Source organism: Pontibacter sp. SGAir0037, from assembly GCF_005491705.1.
Lineage (GTDB): Bacteria > Bacteroidota > Bacteroidia > Cytophagales > Hymenobacteraceae > Pontibacter.
This window is the reverse complement of sequence record NZ_CP028092.1, coordinates 2,133,959-2,149,180: the sequence shown is the minus strand read 5'-3', so window position 1 is coordinate 2,149,180 and position 15,222 is coordinate 2,133,959. Positions and strand designations below refer to the sequence as shown.

Here is a 15,222-nt window from a genome sequence, read left to right as displayed (position 1 = left end):
TAGAGGTTTTTTTAATGTTGAGGATGGTTGTTGATTAAAATTTTAAGCAGAATAATATTTGTTTAAAAAAATGGCATGACTTAGCCTTTGGTTTTAAAGTAGTAAAGCAAATCCTGAGATTTTGTTAGAAGAGCAATACGGGCTGATTGAGTTGGACCAAAATAAGAAGGGGGAGCATGCCAGCATGCTCCCCCTTCTTATTTTGGTAAATGTGTACTTAAATGATGGCTGGTTCTTTATCCAGTGCTTTTAGCACCTGCAGGGTATGCTGAAGCATCTCCTGGGTAAAATCCAGATGGGTTACAAAACGTATCATCTGCGGGCCGAAGCTTACAGCCAGTATTCCTGCTTTAGCCAGTCCATTCAGAAAGGTTTGATCAGTATACCTGTTATTGAGTTTGAAAATTACGATATTGGTTTCGACAGGCAGAACACTTTCTATGTAACCTGAATTTAAAAGAATGGCTTCTAGCTGTTTTGCTTTCTGGTGGTCTTCCTGCAGGCGGTCTATGTTGTGGTCTAAAGCATATATACAGGCAGCTGCCAGAAAGCCTGCCTGGCGCATGCCGCCGCCCAGCACTTTACGGATTCGCCTGGCTTTCAGGATAAGCTCTTCTGAGCCCAGTAACACCGATCCAACCGGTGCTCCCAAACCTTTGGAAAGGCAAACCGAAATACTATCGAAATAGCGGCCGTAATCTAACGCTTGATCGCCGGAGGCAACAAGGGCATTAAACACGCGGGCTCCATCGAGGTGCAGCGACAGCTTGTGCTCTTTGCAGACATCCGATATAGCGGCAATTTCAGCTAAAGTATAATATGTGCCGCCTCCCTTGTTGCAGGTGTTCTCCAGCGCCACCAGTTTTGTAACAGGAAAATGTATGTTGTTTAACGGGCGGATGTAAGACGCCACCTGTTCCGGAGTCATTTTCCCCCGCACACCATCTACCAGTGCGGTAGAGGCCATAGAATTATAAGCAATTCCACCTCCTTCGTACTGGTGGATATGAGCCGATCTGTCGCAGATAACCTCCGACATCGGCTCTGTGAAGGCTTTGATGGCAATTTGGTTCGTCATGGTGCCGGAAGGGCAGAAGATGCCCGCCTCCATGCCAAACATGGCCGCCGCCTTTGCTTCTAACGCATTTATAGTGGGATCTTCTCCGTAAACATCGTCGCCTACTTCGGCAGCAAACATGTGCTGGAGCATTTCCTGCGAAGGCTTGGTAACTGTATCGGAACGTAAGTCTGTTAGTTGCATAAATTAAATTTGATTCTGGAAATACTTTTCTTTGTAAAAATAATAACTTACTTTTGCGGTTCAAATTTAAACATTGCAACGATGGGAGTTACTAGACTTAAAAGAAAAGACCGTAAAAATAAAGCAAGAGCTAATAACAAAGTAGCCAGAATTAAGCAGTTATTAAAAGTTCCTGTTATCAAGAATGTTGATATGGACGAATTGCGTGCACAATTTGGTGAAGCTCCAAAGAATGTAGAGGCTCCTGCCGCTACAACTGAAGAAACTTCTGCTGAGTAATTATTCTTACGGCAAGTAAAACCATCTGCCTGCCAACGCTGTGAAAGCTTCGGTTGGCGGGTTTTAGAAAGACTTCAAAGTGTGTCTGCCTGGCAGGCGCACTTTTTTATGTCCTTTTCCCCAGTTCGATCACCTGCAGGTCGCGCACTTGGGCATCTGTAATGGTAAAGCGAACCATGGTTCTGATTTTATGAAACCCGTGTTTGCCTGCCGCGCCCGGGTTAATATGCAAAAGGTTGTTCAGGCTTTTGTCAGTCATCACCTTTAAAATATGGGAATGGCCCGTAATATAAAGTTCGGGTGGGTTCTTTTGTATCTCCTGCTTTATATCCGGATGGTATTTACCGGGGTAGCCTCCGATATGGGTCATCAGTACCTCCAATCCATTTGCTTCAAACCGAAGCACCTTCGGGTGCAGCTGGCGTATATCCGAGCCATCTATGTTGCCATATACGCCCTTTACCGGAGCTATTTCACTTAGTCGTTCAGAAACTTCGGCAGTTCCGAAGTCGCCGGCGTGCCATATCTCATCGCTGCCCGTCAGCAGTCGCAGTATCTGATCATCCAGGTAGCTGTGGGTGTCGGAGAGGAGTCCTATCTTCATAGTGTTACTTACTTCCCAACCACACGATCGGGGTTATCTGTTAAAAAGCTTTTCCAGGACTTGCCGCCCTGTTTGGCGTTGTTGCCTTTCTGGTAGTGGTGGCAAAGGGCTACACCCAGGGCATCGGTGGCATCGAGTAGTTTAGGGGCATCCTGTATTTTCAGGATCTGCATGAGCATGCTGGCCACCTGTTCCTTAGAGGCATTCCCGTTGCCAGTGATCGATTGCTTAATTTTTTTTGGCGCATACTCTACGTATGGTATGTCTCGGGAGAGCGCGGCTGCAATGGCAACTCCCTGTGCTCTACCCAGTTTCAGCATCGATTGTACGTTGGTGCCGTAAAAAGGCGACTCAATGGCCAGTTCATCGGGCAGGTACTCGTCGATGAGCTGTATCATCCGGTCGAAAATTTTCTTTAACTTGATGGCGTGATTGCTATAGCTCTTCAGGTGAATAACACCATATTGAATGAGTTTAACTTTAGAGCCAGTCACTTCAATAAGCCCATAGCCCATTACCTGGGTGCCTGGGTCTATACCAAGTATGAGTTTGTTGGGGGGTAGTGCGGGTGAGTAAACCATGTGGTCACAAAAATAAGACATTAAATTGAACATTACTTTAGATAGAAGGTTCCTTTTGCTCCTGGGAAAAGCATTTGTGATTTTTATCACGGTGTACCTGTTGTATAAAACCATTTTTACGGCTCCGGATACCTTTCTTTCCTGGGGAGGTATACTGGAGGCCGCAACGCAGAGTCCGCACCGGTTTTTATACCTTATCGCTGCCTTGTTTATACCTGTAAACTGGGGCTTTGAAGCCTGGAAGTGGCAGCTGCTGGGGCAGAAAATAGAATCAATGTCTTTTTTGCGGGCCTACAGATCGGTGATGGTGGGGCTTACCCTTGGCTTTATCACGCCAAACAGACTGGGCGATTATGCCGGAAGGGTAATGGAGCTGAAGAGCAGAGCACGTTTAGAAGCTATTGGCGCCATTTTTATAGGCCGTTTCTGCCAGTTAGCGGCTACTGTACTGGCAGGTTCGCTAGGTTTGCTTTACTTCATATATGGTATGTTTTGGGAGCTGTATCCCGGTGCCGGCTTAAGCCTGGTTCTGTTACTGATTGGGTTAAACCTGGCAATTTTACTTTTATTATACAACGCCAGGGCTATGGTGGCGCTTGTCGCAGCCTTTAAGCCACTTCGAAGGTTTCTGCGGTATATTGTTGTAATGAAGCGCTATAGTTCAGCCGAAATGACAAAGCTGCTGCTGCTATCGCTGGGGAGGTATGCCGTTTTTCTGGTGCAGTTTATTTTACTCCTGGTGCTGTTTGAGGTAAAGCTTACACTGCTGCAGTACATCTGTGGCGTTTCAGGCACGTTCTTTCTGAAGTCAGTCGTGCCGTCGGTTTCGCTGATTTCAGATTTGGGAGTAAGAGAACTGTCGGCCATGTACTTGTTTGGACTGCTGGGGCAGGAGCGTTTACAGGTGTTAAGCGCCAGCCTTAGCCTCTGGTTGCTCAACATACTGGTGCCAAGTGCGGTAGGCTTATTTTTTGTGCTGCGTTTGCGTGTGTTCGGGAAAGGAGAAAATGCATGAGTTATGTGCTGCTGCTTTCACTGGTGGTTTATGGCTGGCTAATTGTGCGCCGCTGGGTGGCCTGGAAAAAGCTGCCTGAGGTATTGCCTACGCAGGGCTGGCCGCAAAAGGCAAGGCTTTCAGTTATCATACCTGTACGAAACGAGGCCGACAATATTCTGAACCTGCTGCATGACCTGGAGCAGCAGACTTACCCCAAAGAGCTTTTTGAGGTGCTGGTGCTGGATGACCACTCCGACGACGGCACCCCCGCCTTGCTGCAGGAATATAAGGCTACTTCTGCTTTGCAACTAAAAGTCATAGAGTTGAAAAACTATATTAATCTAACGCAAAAGAAAGCAGCTGTAAAAAAAGGAGTGGAACTGGCTGCGGGAGAGCTGCTGGTGTTTACAGATGGCGACTGCCGGGTACAGCCGGAGTGGCTGTTGCTCTATGCCACAACTTACATAAAGAAACAGGTGTGGTTTATCAGCGGACCTGTTAGCTTTCATAATACCCATACTTTGTTTGAGCGGATGCAGCTGGTGGAGTTTGCCAGTCTGATCGGGATAGGAGGGGCTTCTATAGCAATGGGAAAGCCGAATATGTGCAATGGAGCCAATTTAGCTTATACCAAAGAAGCCTTTGAACTGGTAGGTGGTTTTGTGGGTAACGAAGGAATAGCCAGCGGCGACGACGAATTTCTGCTGCACAAAGTACACGCGAATTACCCCGATAAAATCACGTTCTTGAGAAGTAAACAAGCGATTGTATACACAGAAGCCCGTAAAACGCTCCGGAGTTTTATAGCGCAGCGGGTAAGGTGGGCCAGCAAGTGGAAAGCGTACCAGAGCCTGCATGTTCAGGCGGTAGCCTTTAGTGTGTTTCTGGTAAACCTGCTACTCTTCCTGGCCATACCTGCCGTTTGGCTTGGATGGTTGCCTTTATGGCTCTTTATAACAGGGTATGCTATTAAATTTGCAATAGATTTTTTATTTTTAAAACGTATACTGCAGTTTTTAAACAAAGCAGCCTACCTCTGGTATATGCTGCCGCTGCAACTGGTATACATACCGTATATAGTTTTTACGGCGCTTTGCGGTTTGTTTGGCCGCTATAGCTGGAAGGGAAGATCAATCAGAAACAGATGACAGAAGTAGAGTTTGATATACTGGATGAATTGTATTTTGTAGCTTCTTACAGCGATCTTAGAGGCACCTTGTCTTTAAGCGATGAAGAACTCTGTGCAGGCTTAAATTCCTTGTTGGAGAAAGGCTACATTAAAATTCTGTACCCGGATCAGGATACGGAGCATGCCTACGATGCAGCTTCTTTCAGCAAACATTGCCAGCAGTACTACTTCCTGGCAACAAAAGCTGGTCTTGTGGTACATAACTCCATCTGAATGGCAACTCTTGCAAAAGCGCCTGTAACTTCCAGGCCTCCTTCTTATTACATCCGTCAGCGACTCAGGCAGAATACACCTGCCATGTTCGGCTTGTGCATTATTCTTATTGCTGCTTTACTGGCGATAGGCGGCTATGTTTTTATGCCCGACAGTACCCCGAATGCCAATAACGGGCTGGTGCAGCTACAAAAAAAAGCACCGGGCTTTTCTACGCAGGTTCTGCTTCTGCGGAGGCCGGCAGAGGCGGTGCGAAAGGTGAATTTTATAAGTTACATTTTTTCGGGAGAACCTTCGCAGTACTCGGAGCTGCCCGTTGAGAGTTATTCCTTTTCCGGAGATAGTATACTGGTGCAGCCTTTGCGCAGCAATAATGCCATGAATGACCAACTGCGCAAATTTGCTTTAACCGACGTTACAGGTAAGCAGGGGGACGAGGCGCAGTTGCAACAGCAGGTAGAGCAGGAGCACCTTGTCAGCCGGACCTTCTGGTTAGGTACCGACAAAGCCGGTAGAGATGTAATGAGCCGGCTTATACTGGGAACCCGCATCTCTTTGGGCATTGGCTTTGTGGCGGTGCTTATCTCGCTGGTGGTGGGTATAACAGTAGGTGCCTTAGGAGGTTACTTCGGAGGCTGGGTTGATAAACTCATGCTTTTCCTGATGACGGTGGTATGGTCGGTGCCCAGCATTATGCTGGTAATTGCCATTAGCCTGGCAATCGACAGCAAAGGCGTGTGGGTAGCTTTTGTGGCAGTTGGCCTTACCATGTGGGTTGAAGTGGCACGCGTGGTACGTGGTCAGATACTTAGCCTGAAAGAGAAAACCTATGTAGAAGCCGCGAAGGTGCTAGGTATTCCGCAGTATAAAATAATTTACAGGCACCTTTTGCCAAACATGATCGGGCCTTTAATAGTAATAGCTACAGCTAACTTTGCTTCGGCCATTCTGATAGAGGCTGGCCTTAGCTTTTTAGGACTGGGAGTACAACCGCCTGCACCATCCTGGGGAATGATGGTGAATGAAGGTTTTCAGCTCATAGGTGCAAAATCCGGTCTTTTTTTAGTACTTTTACCGAGTATATGTATCAGTCTGCTGGTGTTGGCCTTTAATCTTCTGGGTAACGGACTGCGCGATGCTTACGACCCTAAAATTCCGATTTCGAATGCCTGAACTAATTGTACCGAATACACAACAGGAGCTTAATCTGAAAAAGCTGGAGCTCTCTGCCTTGCTGGAGATCACGCAGGCTATTAACGATAATTTGCCTGAGGCAGCTCTTTATAAGATTTACCGCTTCACCTTGCTTGCCCAGCTGCAGATTAGCCGCCTGGTATTGTTTATGCACGACGAGGACTGGGAATGTAAAGTGTGCTTTGGAACCGAACAAGATTTTACCAAAGAGGAGCTACCTGAAGAAATCAAGAATCTGAAGGAGATTACCAATACCTCCAAACTACATGTGCACCGGAAGTGGCGGGCCTTCGAAATTGTTATCCCGATTCTGCACAATGGCAAGTTACTGGCCGTTGTTATGATCGGGAAAATACAGCCTTACTATACCAATATGGAGGCGCTCAGCTTTGTACAGACTGTCAGCAATATTATGCTGGTGGCGATCGAAAACCATAAAATGGCGCGCCTGAGGTTGGCACAAGAGGCGATTCGCCGCGAGATTGAGATTGCCCGCGAGGTGCAGTCGATGCTCTTCCCGAAGGCACTGCCCAACGACAAAGATGTGGCTATACATGCCAGCTATATTCCGCATTCCTCCATTGGGGGCGATTACTACGACTACGTAGATATAGATGCCGAACAGTGCCTTTTTTGTGTGGCTGATGTTTCGGGGAAAGGCGTGCCTGCTTCGTTGCTGATGTCTAACTTTCAGGCGGGATTGCGCACCATCCTGCGCCAGACTTCAGATCTGAATACCGTTGTATCGGAGCTGAACCACCTGATCTACAGGAATGCCATTGCTGAAAAATTCATCACCGCTTTTCTGGCTATCTATAACCGCAAGACGCGCGAACTATCTTATGTAAATGCCGGGCACAACTCGCCGATTCTGCTCTACGAGAACAACGACCACCGCCTGCTGAACGAGGGCTGCACCATGCTGGGTGTTTTTGATGTGCTGCCGTTTATGTCGGTTACTAAAATTCAGGTGCCGCACAACGCAATTATGCTCTGCTATACCGATGGCTTAACCGAGGTGTTTGACGAGGATGAGGCGGAGTTTGGCGTGGAAGGCACCATCAGTTTTCTGCAGCGCAACAGGTATCTGAGCTCGCGCATGCTGCACCTGCAGTTGCTGAACGAGATAAACCTGTACAACGAGGAAGCAACCTTTACAGATGATATCACCCTGCTTTCGTGCAGGTTTAAATAAATAGCACCGGAGGAAGAGCAGGCTTATTGTAGCAGCCTTCCCTCGCAGCCGGATTTCCAGCAGCACCCTAATTACCTGTCACTCTCATTTAACATGCGTTTTTTCAAGTCTCCTTTCCTGGTGAAGAAATTATTGTCGGACTATACCTGGAACAGGAGCGGTAAGGAGAAAACGCTGTACCTGACTTTTGATGATGGACCTATTCCGGTAGTGACGCCGTTTGTACTGGAACAGTTGGAAAAGTACAAGGCCAAAGCCACTTTCTTTTGTGTAGGAGAAAACCTGTCTAAACATCCGGCTATTGCAGAGCAGGTGTTGGCCGCAGGGCATGTACTGGCGAATCATACCTATAATCACCTGAAGGGCTGGCAAACACCTTTGCACGACTACCTCCGCAATGTGCAGCTATGCCAGGAAGAGCTGGAGGCGGTTCAGAAATTTTCCCGGCCACGGAAGAAGCTATTCAGGCCCCCGCACGGACGAATAAGCCGGTCGCAGGCTGCAGCTTTAAAAGAGCAGTATGAACTGGTAATGTGGGATGTGATCAGCTACGATTTTGATGCTTCGCTTTCGCCTGAAGCATGCCTGCAAAAATCCATCAGGCATACCCGGAATGGAAGCATTATTGTATTTCACGACAGCCTGAAGGCACAGCGTAACATGATGTATGCCCTGCCGCTTTTCCTGGAACACTTTACGGCAGCAGGCTATACATTTGAGACCTTATGATCGTATCGGTAATCTATTTTATACTTTACTTTAGCCTTTTTATACTGCTGATCTTGTTGCTGCTCTTCAACAGGAAACCATACCATCATAAACTTTCGGAGAAGCCTCCAGTCAGTATCCTGATTGCCGCCCGCAACGAAGAAAACAATATTCTTGCTTGTCTGAAAGCAATCGAAGCCCTGGATTATCCTGCCGGTTTAGTGGAAGTGCTGATAGGCGACGATGCTTCTACAGATGCTACCAAAGCAGTTGTGGATGCTTTCATAAAGGACAAGCCTCTCTACAAATGCATAACCATTACCGGAAAAATGGGCCAGGCAAAAGGCAAAGGAAACGTTTTGGCACACCTGGCAAAGCTTGCCAGCTCCGACTATTTCTTTTTCACAGATGCCGATATCCAGGTACCCCGGCAGTGGGTGCATGTAATGCTGTCTGAGATGCAGGAGGATGTGGGAGTTGTAACAGGTATTACCACCACCAAAGGTGCCGGCTTGTTTGCGAGGCTGCAGAACATGGATTGGTTGTATGCCCTGGGGCTGATGCAAATGGTAGCCGATCTGAAGCTGCCTGTATCCACTATGGGAAACAACATGCTCCTGCGCCGTCAAGCTTATGAGGCTGTGGGTGGCTTTGAAGTAATACCCTTTTCGGTTACAGAAGATGTGGCTATTTTTAAAGCAATTATAGAGAAGGGCTGGCAATCGCGCAACATCTACGATCGGCGTGTGCTGGCGCTTTCTGAACCTGCAGAAACTATACTGCAGTTATTACACCAGCGGAAACGCTGGATGCGGGGCTCTATGCATCTGCCGCTGTATATGGTGGTGGTGCTGGTACTGCATTCGGCTTATTACCCGGTGCTGCTGCCTTTTTTCACGTATACCTCGGTAGGGGTTATGGCGGGTATATTTGCTTTTAAAGTGGTGTTGCAAAGTATTTTTGTGGCTGTTTGCCTGCAGCGTGTGCGGCAACAACAGCCCTGGTGGCTGTACCTCCTTTTTGAGCTTTACCTGGTTATTTCTTCTGTTGTCCTGATTATTTTTTTCTTTCTCCCGACCAGTATTCGCTGGAAAGGCCGTAAGTATTAATCTTGAATTTTGTAAATCTGGAACAGCACACCATAGGCGCTTTAAGATTTCGTATTCAGGTAAGTTTAGTCTGTTTGAGGGAGTAAGGCTATTCTTATTTTTATGACTTATCTTCACGTTCTGACAGAATATACTGTAGCATTGCTAAAGCTATCTAAAGACACATGAAATTTGTTGATTCGCACGCCCATATTTATTCTGAAGAATTTAAAGAAGACAGAGACGCCGCTATAGCAAGGGCTTTGGAAGATGGAGTAGCAAGGATTTACATGCCGAACATCGACCATACTTCCATCGATGCTATGCTGGAGGCAGAAGAAAAGCACCCGGAGCAGTGTTTCCCGATGATGGGATTGCATCCGGCCTATATAAAAAGCGGATTTGAAAAAGAATTGTACCTGGTGGAAGAGTGGCTGGCCAAACGCCCTTTTGCCGGTGTAGGAGAGTGTGGAATTGATCTGTACTGGGACAAGACCTTTTTCCCGCAGCAGCAGGAGGCCCTGAAGGTGCAGGCCGAACTCGCTAAAAAGCACAACCTGCCGATTATCCTGCACACGCGCGATGCGTTTGATGAGACCTATGAAATTATCAAAGCCGCCCAGGATGGTACCCTACGCGGAATTTTCCACTGCTTCACAGGTACGCTTGAGCAGGCGCAGAAGATAAAGGAACTAGGATTTTTAATGGGCATTGGCGGCGTGGCTACCTTTAAGAACGGAGGGCTGGACAAGGTGCTGCCACACGTGGAACTGGAAGACCTGGTACTGGAAACCGATTGCCCGTACCTGGCGCCTGTGCCCTATCGGGGGAAAAGAAACGAGCCTGTTTACGTGCCGCTGGTTGCCAGCCGTGTGGCAGAACTAACAGGTAGAGCGATAGAGGAAGTGGCAGAGGTAACTACCCGTAATTCCCTCAACCTATTTAAACTCTGAAAATGACAATAGAAAAAGTAAACATAGACACGGCTGCTCCTGATAATCCAGAAGCTTCTATTTTGCTTATATATACGGGTGGCACTATCGGGATGGCCTATGATGAAAACCGGGAGCACCTGGTGCCATTCAATTTCAGCCTGATTGTAGAAAAGGTGCCGGAGCTCGGTAATTTCCGTTATCTGCTTTCGGTAATTAACATGGACCCGCCCATAGATTCTTCGAATGTTTCTCTGAAAGAGTGGTACATGCTGGTGCAATTAATTAAGGAGAACTATGCTGCGTATGATGGCTTTGTGATTCTGCACGGTACCGATACCATGGCCTATAGCGCCTCGGCACTGAGTTACATGCTGGAGAACCTGCAAAAGCCGGTTATTTTTACAGGAGCACAGGTGCCTATCGGCAGAACAAGGACCGATGCCCGTGAAAACCTGATTTCAGCTTTGCAAATTGCGGCTAAAAAGATTAACGGTAAAAGTGCTGTGCCGGAGGTGTGCATCTACTTTCATAATTTACTGATCAGGGGCAACCGGGGCAAGAAAGTGGAAAGCCGCTATTTTAATGCCTTCAAATCGGAGAACTATCCTGTGCTGGCGAAGGCAGGCATTAAAATAGACTATACCTGGCATGCTATTCGTCCGCATGCAGAGGCGCATTTTAAGGTGCACGAGCATTTAGATGACCGGGTGGCGATTCTTAAGCTGTTTCCGGGTATAACGGCCGCAACTATAAAAAGCATCCTGCATATTCCTGACCTGCGGGGGGTGGTGATGGAAACGTTCGGAGCTGGCAATGCCCCTACCTGGCCCTGGCTGCTGAACCTGTTGCAGGACGCCATCGACAGAGGTATTTACATTTTAAACGTTTCGCAGTGCGACGAAGGACGGGTAGACCAGGGCAGGTATGAAACCAGCAAGTACCTGCTGAACATGGGGGTGATTGGGGGTGCTGATATTACGACAGAGGCTGCCATTACCAAGATGATGTTTGTGCTGGGCCTAAAACTGGATAAACAAAAGACAAAGGAGCTTTTAGGCAGTAACCTGCGCGGGGAAATTTCTATTTAGTTTATTTGTAGGTAATGTTTGCTTTTACTTGCACTGAATAGTAAAATCCTGCTACCTTTGCACCGCAATACAGAGAGGTGTCCGAGTGGTTGAAGGAGCACGCCTGGAAAGTGTGTATACCTCAAAAGGGTATCGCGGGTTCGAATCCCGCTCTCTCTGCGGATTAACTTATCAATTAGTATAAAAAGCCCTTAAATCAGCGATTTAAGGGCTTTTTTGCTTTTAACCCCCACCTGAATTTTACATTTTATCTCCTTTTTGAGGGAGCAAATTCGGGTACCCGAAATCGGAACGGCTTCGGGTACCCGAATTTAGGTGTAACTAGGTAGTCTTCAGAAAGATGTACAGGTATTTTACATCTTGTGGAGCCTTGGTTTGATCGTTAAATTTAAGTGTAAAAGGAGGAGCTCTATGTGCGCGGCAATGAGAAGATGCTGGAGGAAGAGCAGGACCATCACCCACCGCGTGAGCGAAGATATCGCATAGTGGCAACAGAAGCCTCTGTTGCGGCTCTACATCATCGTGTGGATGGCATCGCTTTCAAGGTTCGCTACAGCGGCAAGTTCATCACCTGCACCAACAACCTCAACGGCTTCTCTAGAGGGTCCTAATAAGGCTGTTCTAACATCGGTTACTTCTTCTTAGGATAATAGTGAGGTGGTTGAAAAGATAAATTCTCTGCTTCTTTGGTTATTGTATCTCGGCAATATTCTAAGCCAAAGTTGATTCTATGTACTCTCTGAGAGTTTTTGTCTTTCTACCTAATAACTGCTCTAAATCGCCTGATTGAAATTGGAATTCACCTTCTTCTATTGCCACTACCCAGCTCGTAATAAATTCGGCAACATAACGAGTAACTCCTTTCGCAACTATCGCATCAATATATTCTTCTGCTGTAATGGTGGTAAAAGGAACAGGTTGCCCTTTTACTTCCGCAAGAATTTTTGCCATGTCAGAAAACGAAACAGAATCGTTGCCGCCAAGTGAATAAGTTTTATTTTCGTGTCCCGGCGTAGAAAGTATTACAGCATGGGCTTCTGCCAATTCATCTCTTGTTGCAGGTGCCATCTTTCCATTGTTTGACGGAACTTTTATTCCATTTTCATAAGGATTGGCATCATAGTAGAATGATAGAAGGTCCATAAAAGGCGGCTGGTATAAAATGGTATAATCAAGCCCTGAAGATTTAAGTACTTGTTCCGTAAAAAGGTCTGATTCGGTTACTTCAGGAATAATACGTCCCGAACCTTCTTTACGCATAATTGCCATATATATTACGTGCTTAACGCCTGCTTGGCGGGCAGCGGTAATTACATTATAATGTTGGGTAAAGCGATCTGTAAAAGCTACTGTGCTTGTAAGCATTACTTTGTCAACCCCTTCAAAGGCATGTAGTAACGAATCATAATCAAAATAATCACCAAAACGAACTTCAACGCCTTTTGCAGCTAATTCTTCTTTTCTCCGGGAAAGTCCGATAATTTGGTTTGAGGGAACTCCCTTTTTTAATAAATGTTCCACTGTACCTTTTCCAACTACACCTGTAACTCCGGTTACTAATATTTTAACTTGAGATTCTTTTAGATCGTCTGTCATCTTCTTTTATTATAAAATGATTAAATTTGCTTTCAGTTTGCAACTGAAAAACAGGATTAATACTTTCAAATTGCAAGTGTAAAATTAAATGATTGCTTTCAATTTGCAAGTAACAAAGCAGGAAATTTTATGAAACTAAGTGAAAAGCGTTCCGATTGCCCGATCAGTTCATCATTGGATATTTTTGGAGACCGATGGTCGCTATTAATTGTGCGGGATTTGATGCTTTATGAATCCCGTACTTACGGAGATTTTACAAAGTCAGCAGAAAAAATTGCAACGAATATATTAGCTAATAGATTGCAGATATTGGAGAATAATGGAATAATCATCAAATTACCATATCCAGATAATAAAGTAAAAGCGCTTTATAAGCTTAGCCCAAAAGGTGTTGCCTTAATACCTGCTTTGATTGAAATAGCTCTTTGGGGAGAAAAATATATATCCAACGCTGAGGAAGGTTCGCCTTTTCTCAAAGAAGTAAAAAAGAACAAATCGAAATTTCTGAAAAATGTTATGGATAAGCTATCGGCAGAAGATGAGGCTACTATTGATTGACTATTGTTCTTAATGTTACGTGCCTTTCGTCTATCTTCTTTATAAATTTCTTCAGCTTTTCTGTAAGAGCACATCATCTACCCCAACTAAGCACTCCTAAACTATAAATCAGGGAATAAAAGAACGAACATTTCAGCGGGAAAGTTTTTTCCTGATATAGTGCTCAAAAGTATCTGATACAGAATCCACAAACTTACTATGGGTAAGCGTTAAAGTATTGAAATCTGAAATAAAGTAACTCATCTGTGTGGATATAGAAGTAAAAGATAATCAAGAACAAAATTTTTGAATTTTCACAGGTAAGCAGGTTGACTATTGGTGTTAAAGGGCTAAGCCTTGAAATACAGGAGATTCCTATGGATGTAAGAAATGTCAGGACAATAAGAGGCTTTTGGCAGGTTATCAACTAAAATATGTCTTTAGCTAACTCAGTGTATACCCTATGCTCGGCTAATACTTCGCACATTGAATTCCGTTGCCAGCCAGAAAACAGGTTGATTTCAGCTTGAGTGTAGCGGTTGCGGCCGTGCGTGAGGCTAGCCACGCACCAGCCCACATCTGACACCTGCAGCTCACCTTTGGCGTTGTTGGATCTCATCCGTCCTCACATTTAACGTGTCCCTTGATTTGCATACAAGGTTCAGGGCTTTGCATACAGCTGGTAGTATAACCTTAGCGATCTTTGCCCTATAAAAATCTACATTATGGAAATAAAGAAAATAGCATTGGGAAGCCAGGGATTGGTTGTACCAGGTATTGGTTTAGGGTGTATGGGTATGACCGGCTTTGAGGAAGCAAACATGTACGGGGAGGCAGACGAGCAAGAAGCCATCGCTACCATCCACCGGTCCCTCGAATTAGGCGGCAACTTTTTAGACACGGCAGACTTATATGGTCCATTTAAAAATGAGCAGCTTATCGCGAAAGCTATCAAGGGCAATCGCAGCAAGTACATTATTGCCACCAAGTTTGGGTGGGAAATAGACGACGACAACAAGGTGACCTGGGCCATCAATGGCAAAAAAGAATATGTAAAAAAAGCGTTGGAGCGTTCCCTTAAAAATCTTAACACCGATTACATAGACCTGTATTACCTGCACCGGCTTGATAAGAACACTCCCATCGAAGAAACGGTTGCAGCCATGAGCGAGCTGGTGAAAGAAGGGAAGGTAGGATATATCGGCCTATCAGAAGTTTCTTCGGAAACGGTAAAAAGAGCGCATGCGGCTCACCCGATCACGGCCGTACAAAGTGAATATTCGTTGTTTGAGCGTACAGTGGAAGAGCGGGGTATTCTGCAAACCCTACATGATCTGGGCATAGGTTTCGTAGCCTACTCACCGCTGGGGCGCGGGTTTTTGTCCGGACAGATTCGTAGCATTGACGATCTGCCGGAGAATGATTTCCGCCGCGCGATACCCCGCTTTCAGGAAGCCCACTTCTCTAAAAACCTAGAATTGGTCAAAGCTATTGAGTCCTTAGCGAGAGAAAAAAACGTTACTCCTTCCCAGTTGGCGTTGGTCTGGATCATGAGCAAGAACATTTTACCCATTCCGGGCACTAAACGGAGAAAATACCTGGAGCAGAATATAGCGGCCACCGCTATTCCATTAAGCGGAGCAGAACTGTCTGGTCTGGAAAGTATTGTGCCGTTAGGTACTGATACAGGTAAACCGTACGATGAATTTAGCATGGGGCTTATTGACTGATTAACTGATTAACTCTCCGCGGCTGCA

The 15,222-nt window shown here is 46.0% G+C and carries 17 protein-coding genes and 1 tRNA gene; 13 read left to right on the top strand and 5 right to left on the bottom strand.

Going from position 1 to position 15,222, the window contains the following annotated elements; translation table 11 throughout:
• Window positions 1–217 precede the first annotated feature (217 nt).
• A complete protein-coding gene (locus C1N53_RS08680) occupies window positions 218–1,261 on the bottom strand; it encodes a low specificity L-threonine aldolase (RefSeq protein WP_137758927.1) in 1,044 nt (347 codons plus the stop codon).
• Window positions 1,262–1,270: 9 nt separating this feature from the next.
• Here C1N53_RS08680 and C1N53_RS08675 point away from each other — a divergent pair, with 9 nt between their 5' ends.
• A complete protein-coding gene (locus tag C1N53_RS08675) occupies window positions 1,271–1,540 on the top strand; it encodes a hypothetical protein (RefSeq protein ID WP_240773489.1) in 270 nt (89 codons plus the stop codon).
• A 106-nt stretch (window positions 1,541–1,646) separates the two neighbouring features.
• On the opposite strand, the gene C1N53_RS08670 is transcribed toward C1N53_RS08675, so the two are convergent.
• Window positions 1,647–2,144, bottom strand: coding sequence for a metallophosphoesterase (locus tag C1N53_RS08670; RefSeq protein WP_137758926.1), 498 nt, complete (start codon window positions 2,142–2,144; stop codon window positions 1,647–1,649).
• Between the two features lie 8 nt (window positions 2,145–2,152).
• Window positions 2,153–2,746, bottom strand: a complete 594-nt coding sequence (gene ruvC, locus C1N53_RS08665; RefSeq protein ID WP_256377490.1) for a crossover junction endodeoxyribonuclease RuvC — start codon at window positions 2,744–2,746, stop codon at window positions 2,153–2,155.
• 55 nt (window positions 2,747–2,801) lie between these two features.
• Between ruvC and C1N53_RS08660 the strand changes: the two genes are divergently transcribed.
• From C1N53_RS08660 to C1N53_RS08615, 10 genes are all read left to right on the top strand, one after another.
• Window positions 2,802–3,740 carry a lysylphosphatidylglycerol synthase domain-containing protein gene (locus C1N53_RS08660; RefSeq protein ID WP_240773435.1) on the top strand — a complete coding sequence of 313 codons (939 nt, stop codon included), beginning with the start codon at window positions 2,802–2,804 and terminating at the stop codon, window positions 3,738–3,740.
• Window positions 3,737–4,870: a glycosyltransferase gene (locus C1N53_RS08655; RefSeq protein ID WP_137758924.1), complete on the top strand. Its 1,134-nt coding sequence runs from the start codon at window positions 3,737–3,739 to the stop codon at window positions 4,868–4,870. The genes C1N53_RS08660 and C1N53_RS08655 overlap by 4 nt, the downstream gene beginning before the upstream one ends.
• Entirely contained in the window at window positions 4,867–5,124 is a 258-nt protein-coding gene (locus C1N53_RS08650; RefSeq protein ID WP_137758923.1) for a hypothetical protein, read from the top strand. Before C1N53_RS08655 ends, C1N53_RS08650 begins: the two co-directional genes overlap by 4 nt.
• Entirely contained in the window at window positions 5,125–6,297 is a 1,173-nt protein-coding gene (locus C1N53_RS08645; RefSeq protein ID WP_137758922.1) for an ABC transporter permease, read from the top strand.
• A complete protein-coding gene (locus tag C1N53_RS08640; protein WP_137758921.1) occupies window positions 6,290–7,513 on the top strand; it encodes a PP2C family protein-serine/threonine phosphatase in 1,224 nt (407 codons plus the stop codon). The genes C1N53_RS08645 and C1N53_RS08640 overlap by 8 nt, the downstream gene beginning before the upstream one ends.
• 93 nt (window positions 7,514–7,606) lie before the next feature.
• Window positions 7,607–8,242, top strand: a complete 636-nt coding sequence (locus C1N53_RS08635; protein ID WP_137758920.1) for a polysaccharide deacetylase family protein — start codon at window positions 7,607–7,609, stop codon at window positions 8,240–8,242.
• On the top strand, window positions 8,239–9,330 hold the full coding sequence (locus C1N53_RS08630; protein ID WP_137758919.1) for a glycosyltransferase: 1,092 nt from the start codon (window positions 8,239–8,241) through the stop codon (window positions 9,328–9,330). The genes C1N53_RS08635 and C1N53_RS08630 overlap by 4 nt, the downstream gene beginning before the upstream one ends.
• A 164-nt stretch (window positions 9,331–9,494) precedes the next feature.
• Window positions 9,495–10,262 (top strand): TatD family hydrolase, encoded by a 768-nt coding sequence (locus C1N53_RS08625; protein ID WP_137758918.1) that lies wholly within the window; start codon window positions 9,495–9,497, stop codon window positions 10,260–10,262.
• A gap of 2 nt (window positions 10,263–10,264) precedes the next feature.
• Window positions 10,265–11,332 (top strand): asparaginase, encoded by a 1,068-nt coding sequence (locus tag C1N53_RS08620; protein ID WP_137758917.1) that lies wholly within the window; start codon window positions 10,265–10,267, stop codon window positions 11,330–11,332.
• 71 nt (window positions 11,333–11,403) lie between these two features.
• A tRNA-Ser gene (locus tag C1N53_RS08615) sits at window positions 11,404–11,491 on the top strand.
• A gap of 552 nt (window positions 11,492–12,043) precedes the next feature.
• Here the strand turns inward: C1N53_RS08615 and C1N53_RS08610 are convergent.
• A complete protein-coding gene (locus C1N53_RS08610) occupies window positions 12,044–12,928 on the bottom strand; it encodes an SDR family oxidoreductase (protein ID WP_137758916.1) in 885 nt (294 codons plus the stop codon).
• Between the two features lie 129 nt (window positions 12,929–13,057).
• Between C1N53_RS08610 and C1N53_RS08605 the strand changes: the two genes are divergently transcribed.
• Window positions 13,058–13,486 carry a helix-turn-helix domain-containing protein gene (locus C1N53_RS08605; protein WP_137758915.1) on the top strand — a complete coding sequence of 143 codons (429 nt, stop codon included), beginning with the start codon at window positions 13,058–13,060 and terminating at the stop codon, window positions 13,484–13,486.
• Between the two features lie 406 nt (window positions 13,487–13,892).
• Here C1N53_RS08605 and C1N53_RS08600 read toward each other — a convergent pair whose 3' ends face one another.
• Window positions 13,893–14,084, bottom strand: a complete 192-nt coding sequence (locus C1N53_RS08600; RefSeq protein ID WP_137758914.1) for a hypothetical protein — start codon at window positions 14,082–14,084, stop codon at window positions 13,893–13,895.
• A gap of 106 nt (window positions 14,085–14,190) precedes the next feature.
• Between C1N53_RS08600 and C1N53_RS08595 the strand changes: the two genes are divergently transcribed.
• A complete protein-coding gene (locus tag C1N53_RS08595; RefSeq protein WP_137758913.1) occupies window positions 14,191–15,195 on the top strand; it encodes an aldo/keto reductase in 1,005 nt (334 codons plus the stop codon).
• Window positions 15,196–15,222 lie beyond the last annotated feature (27 nt).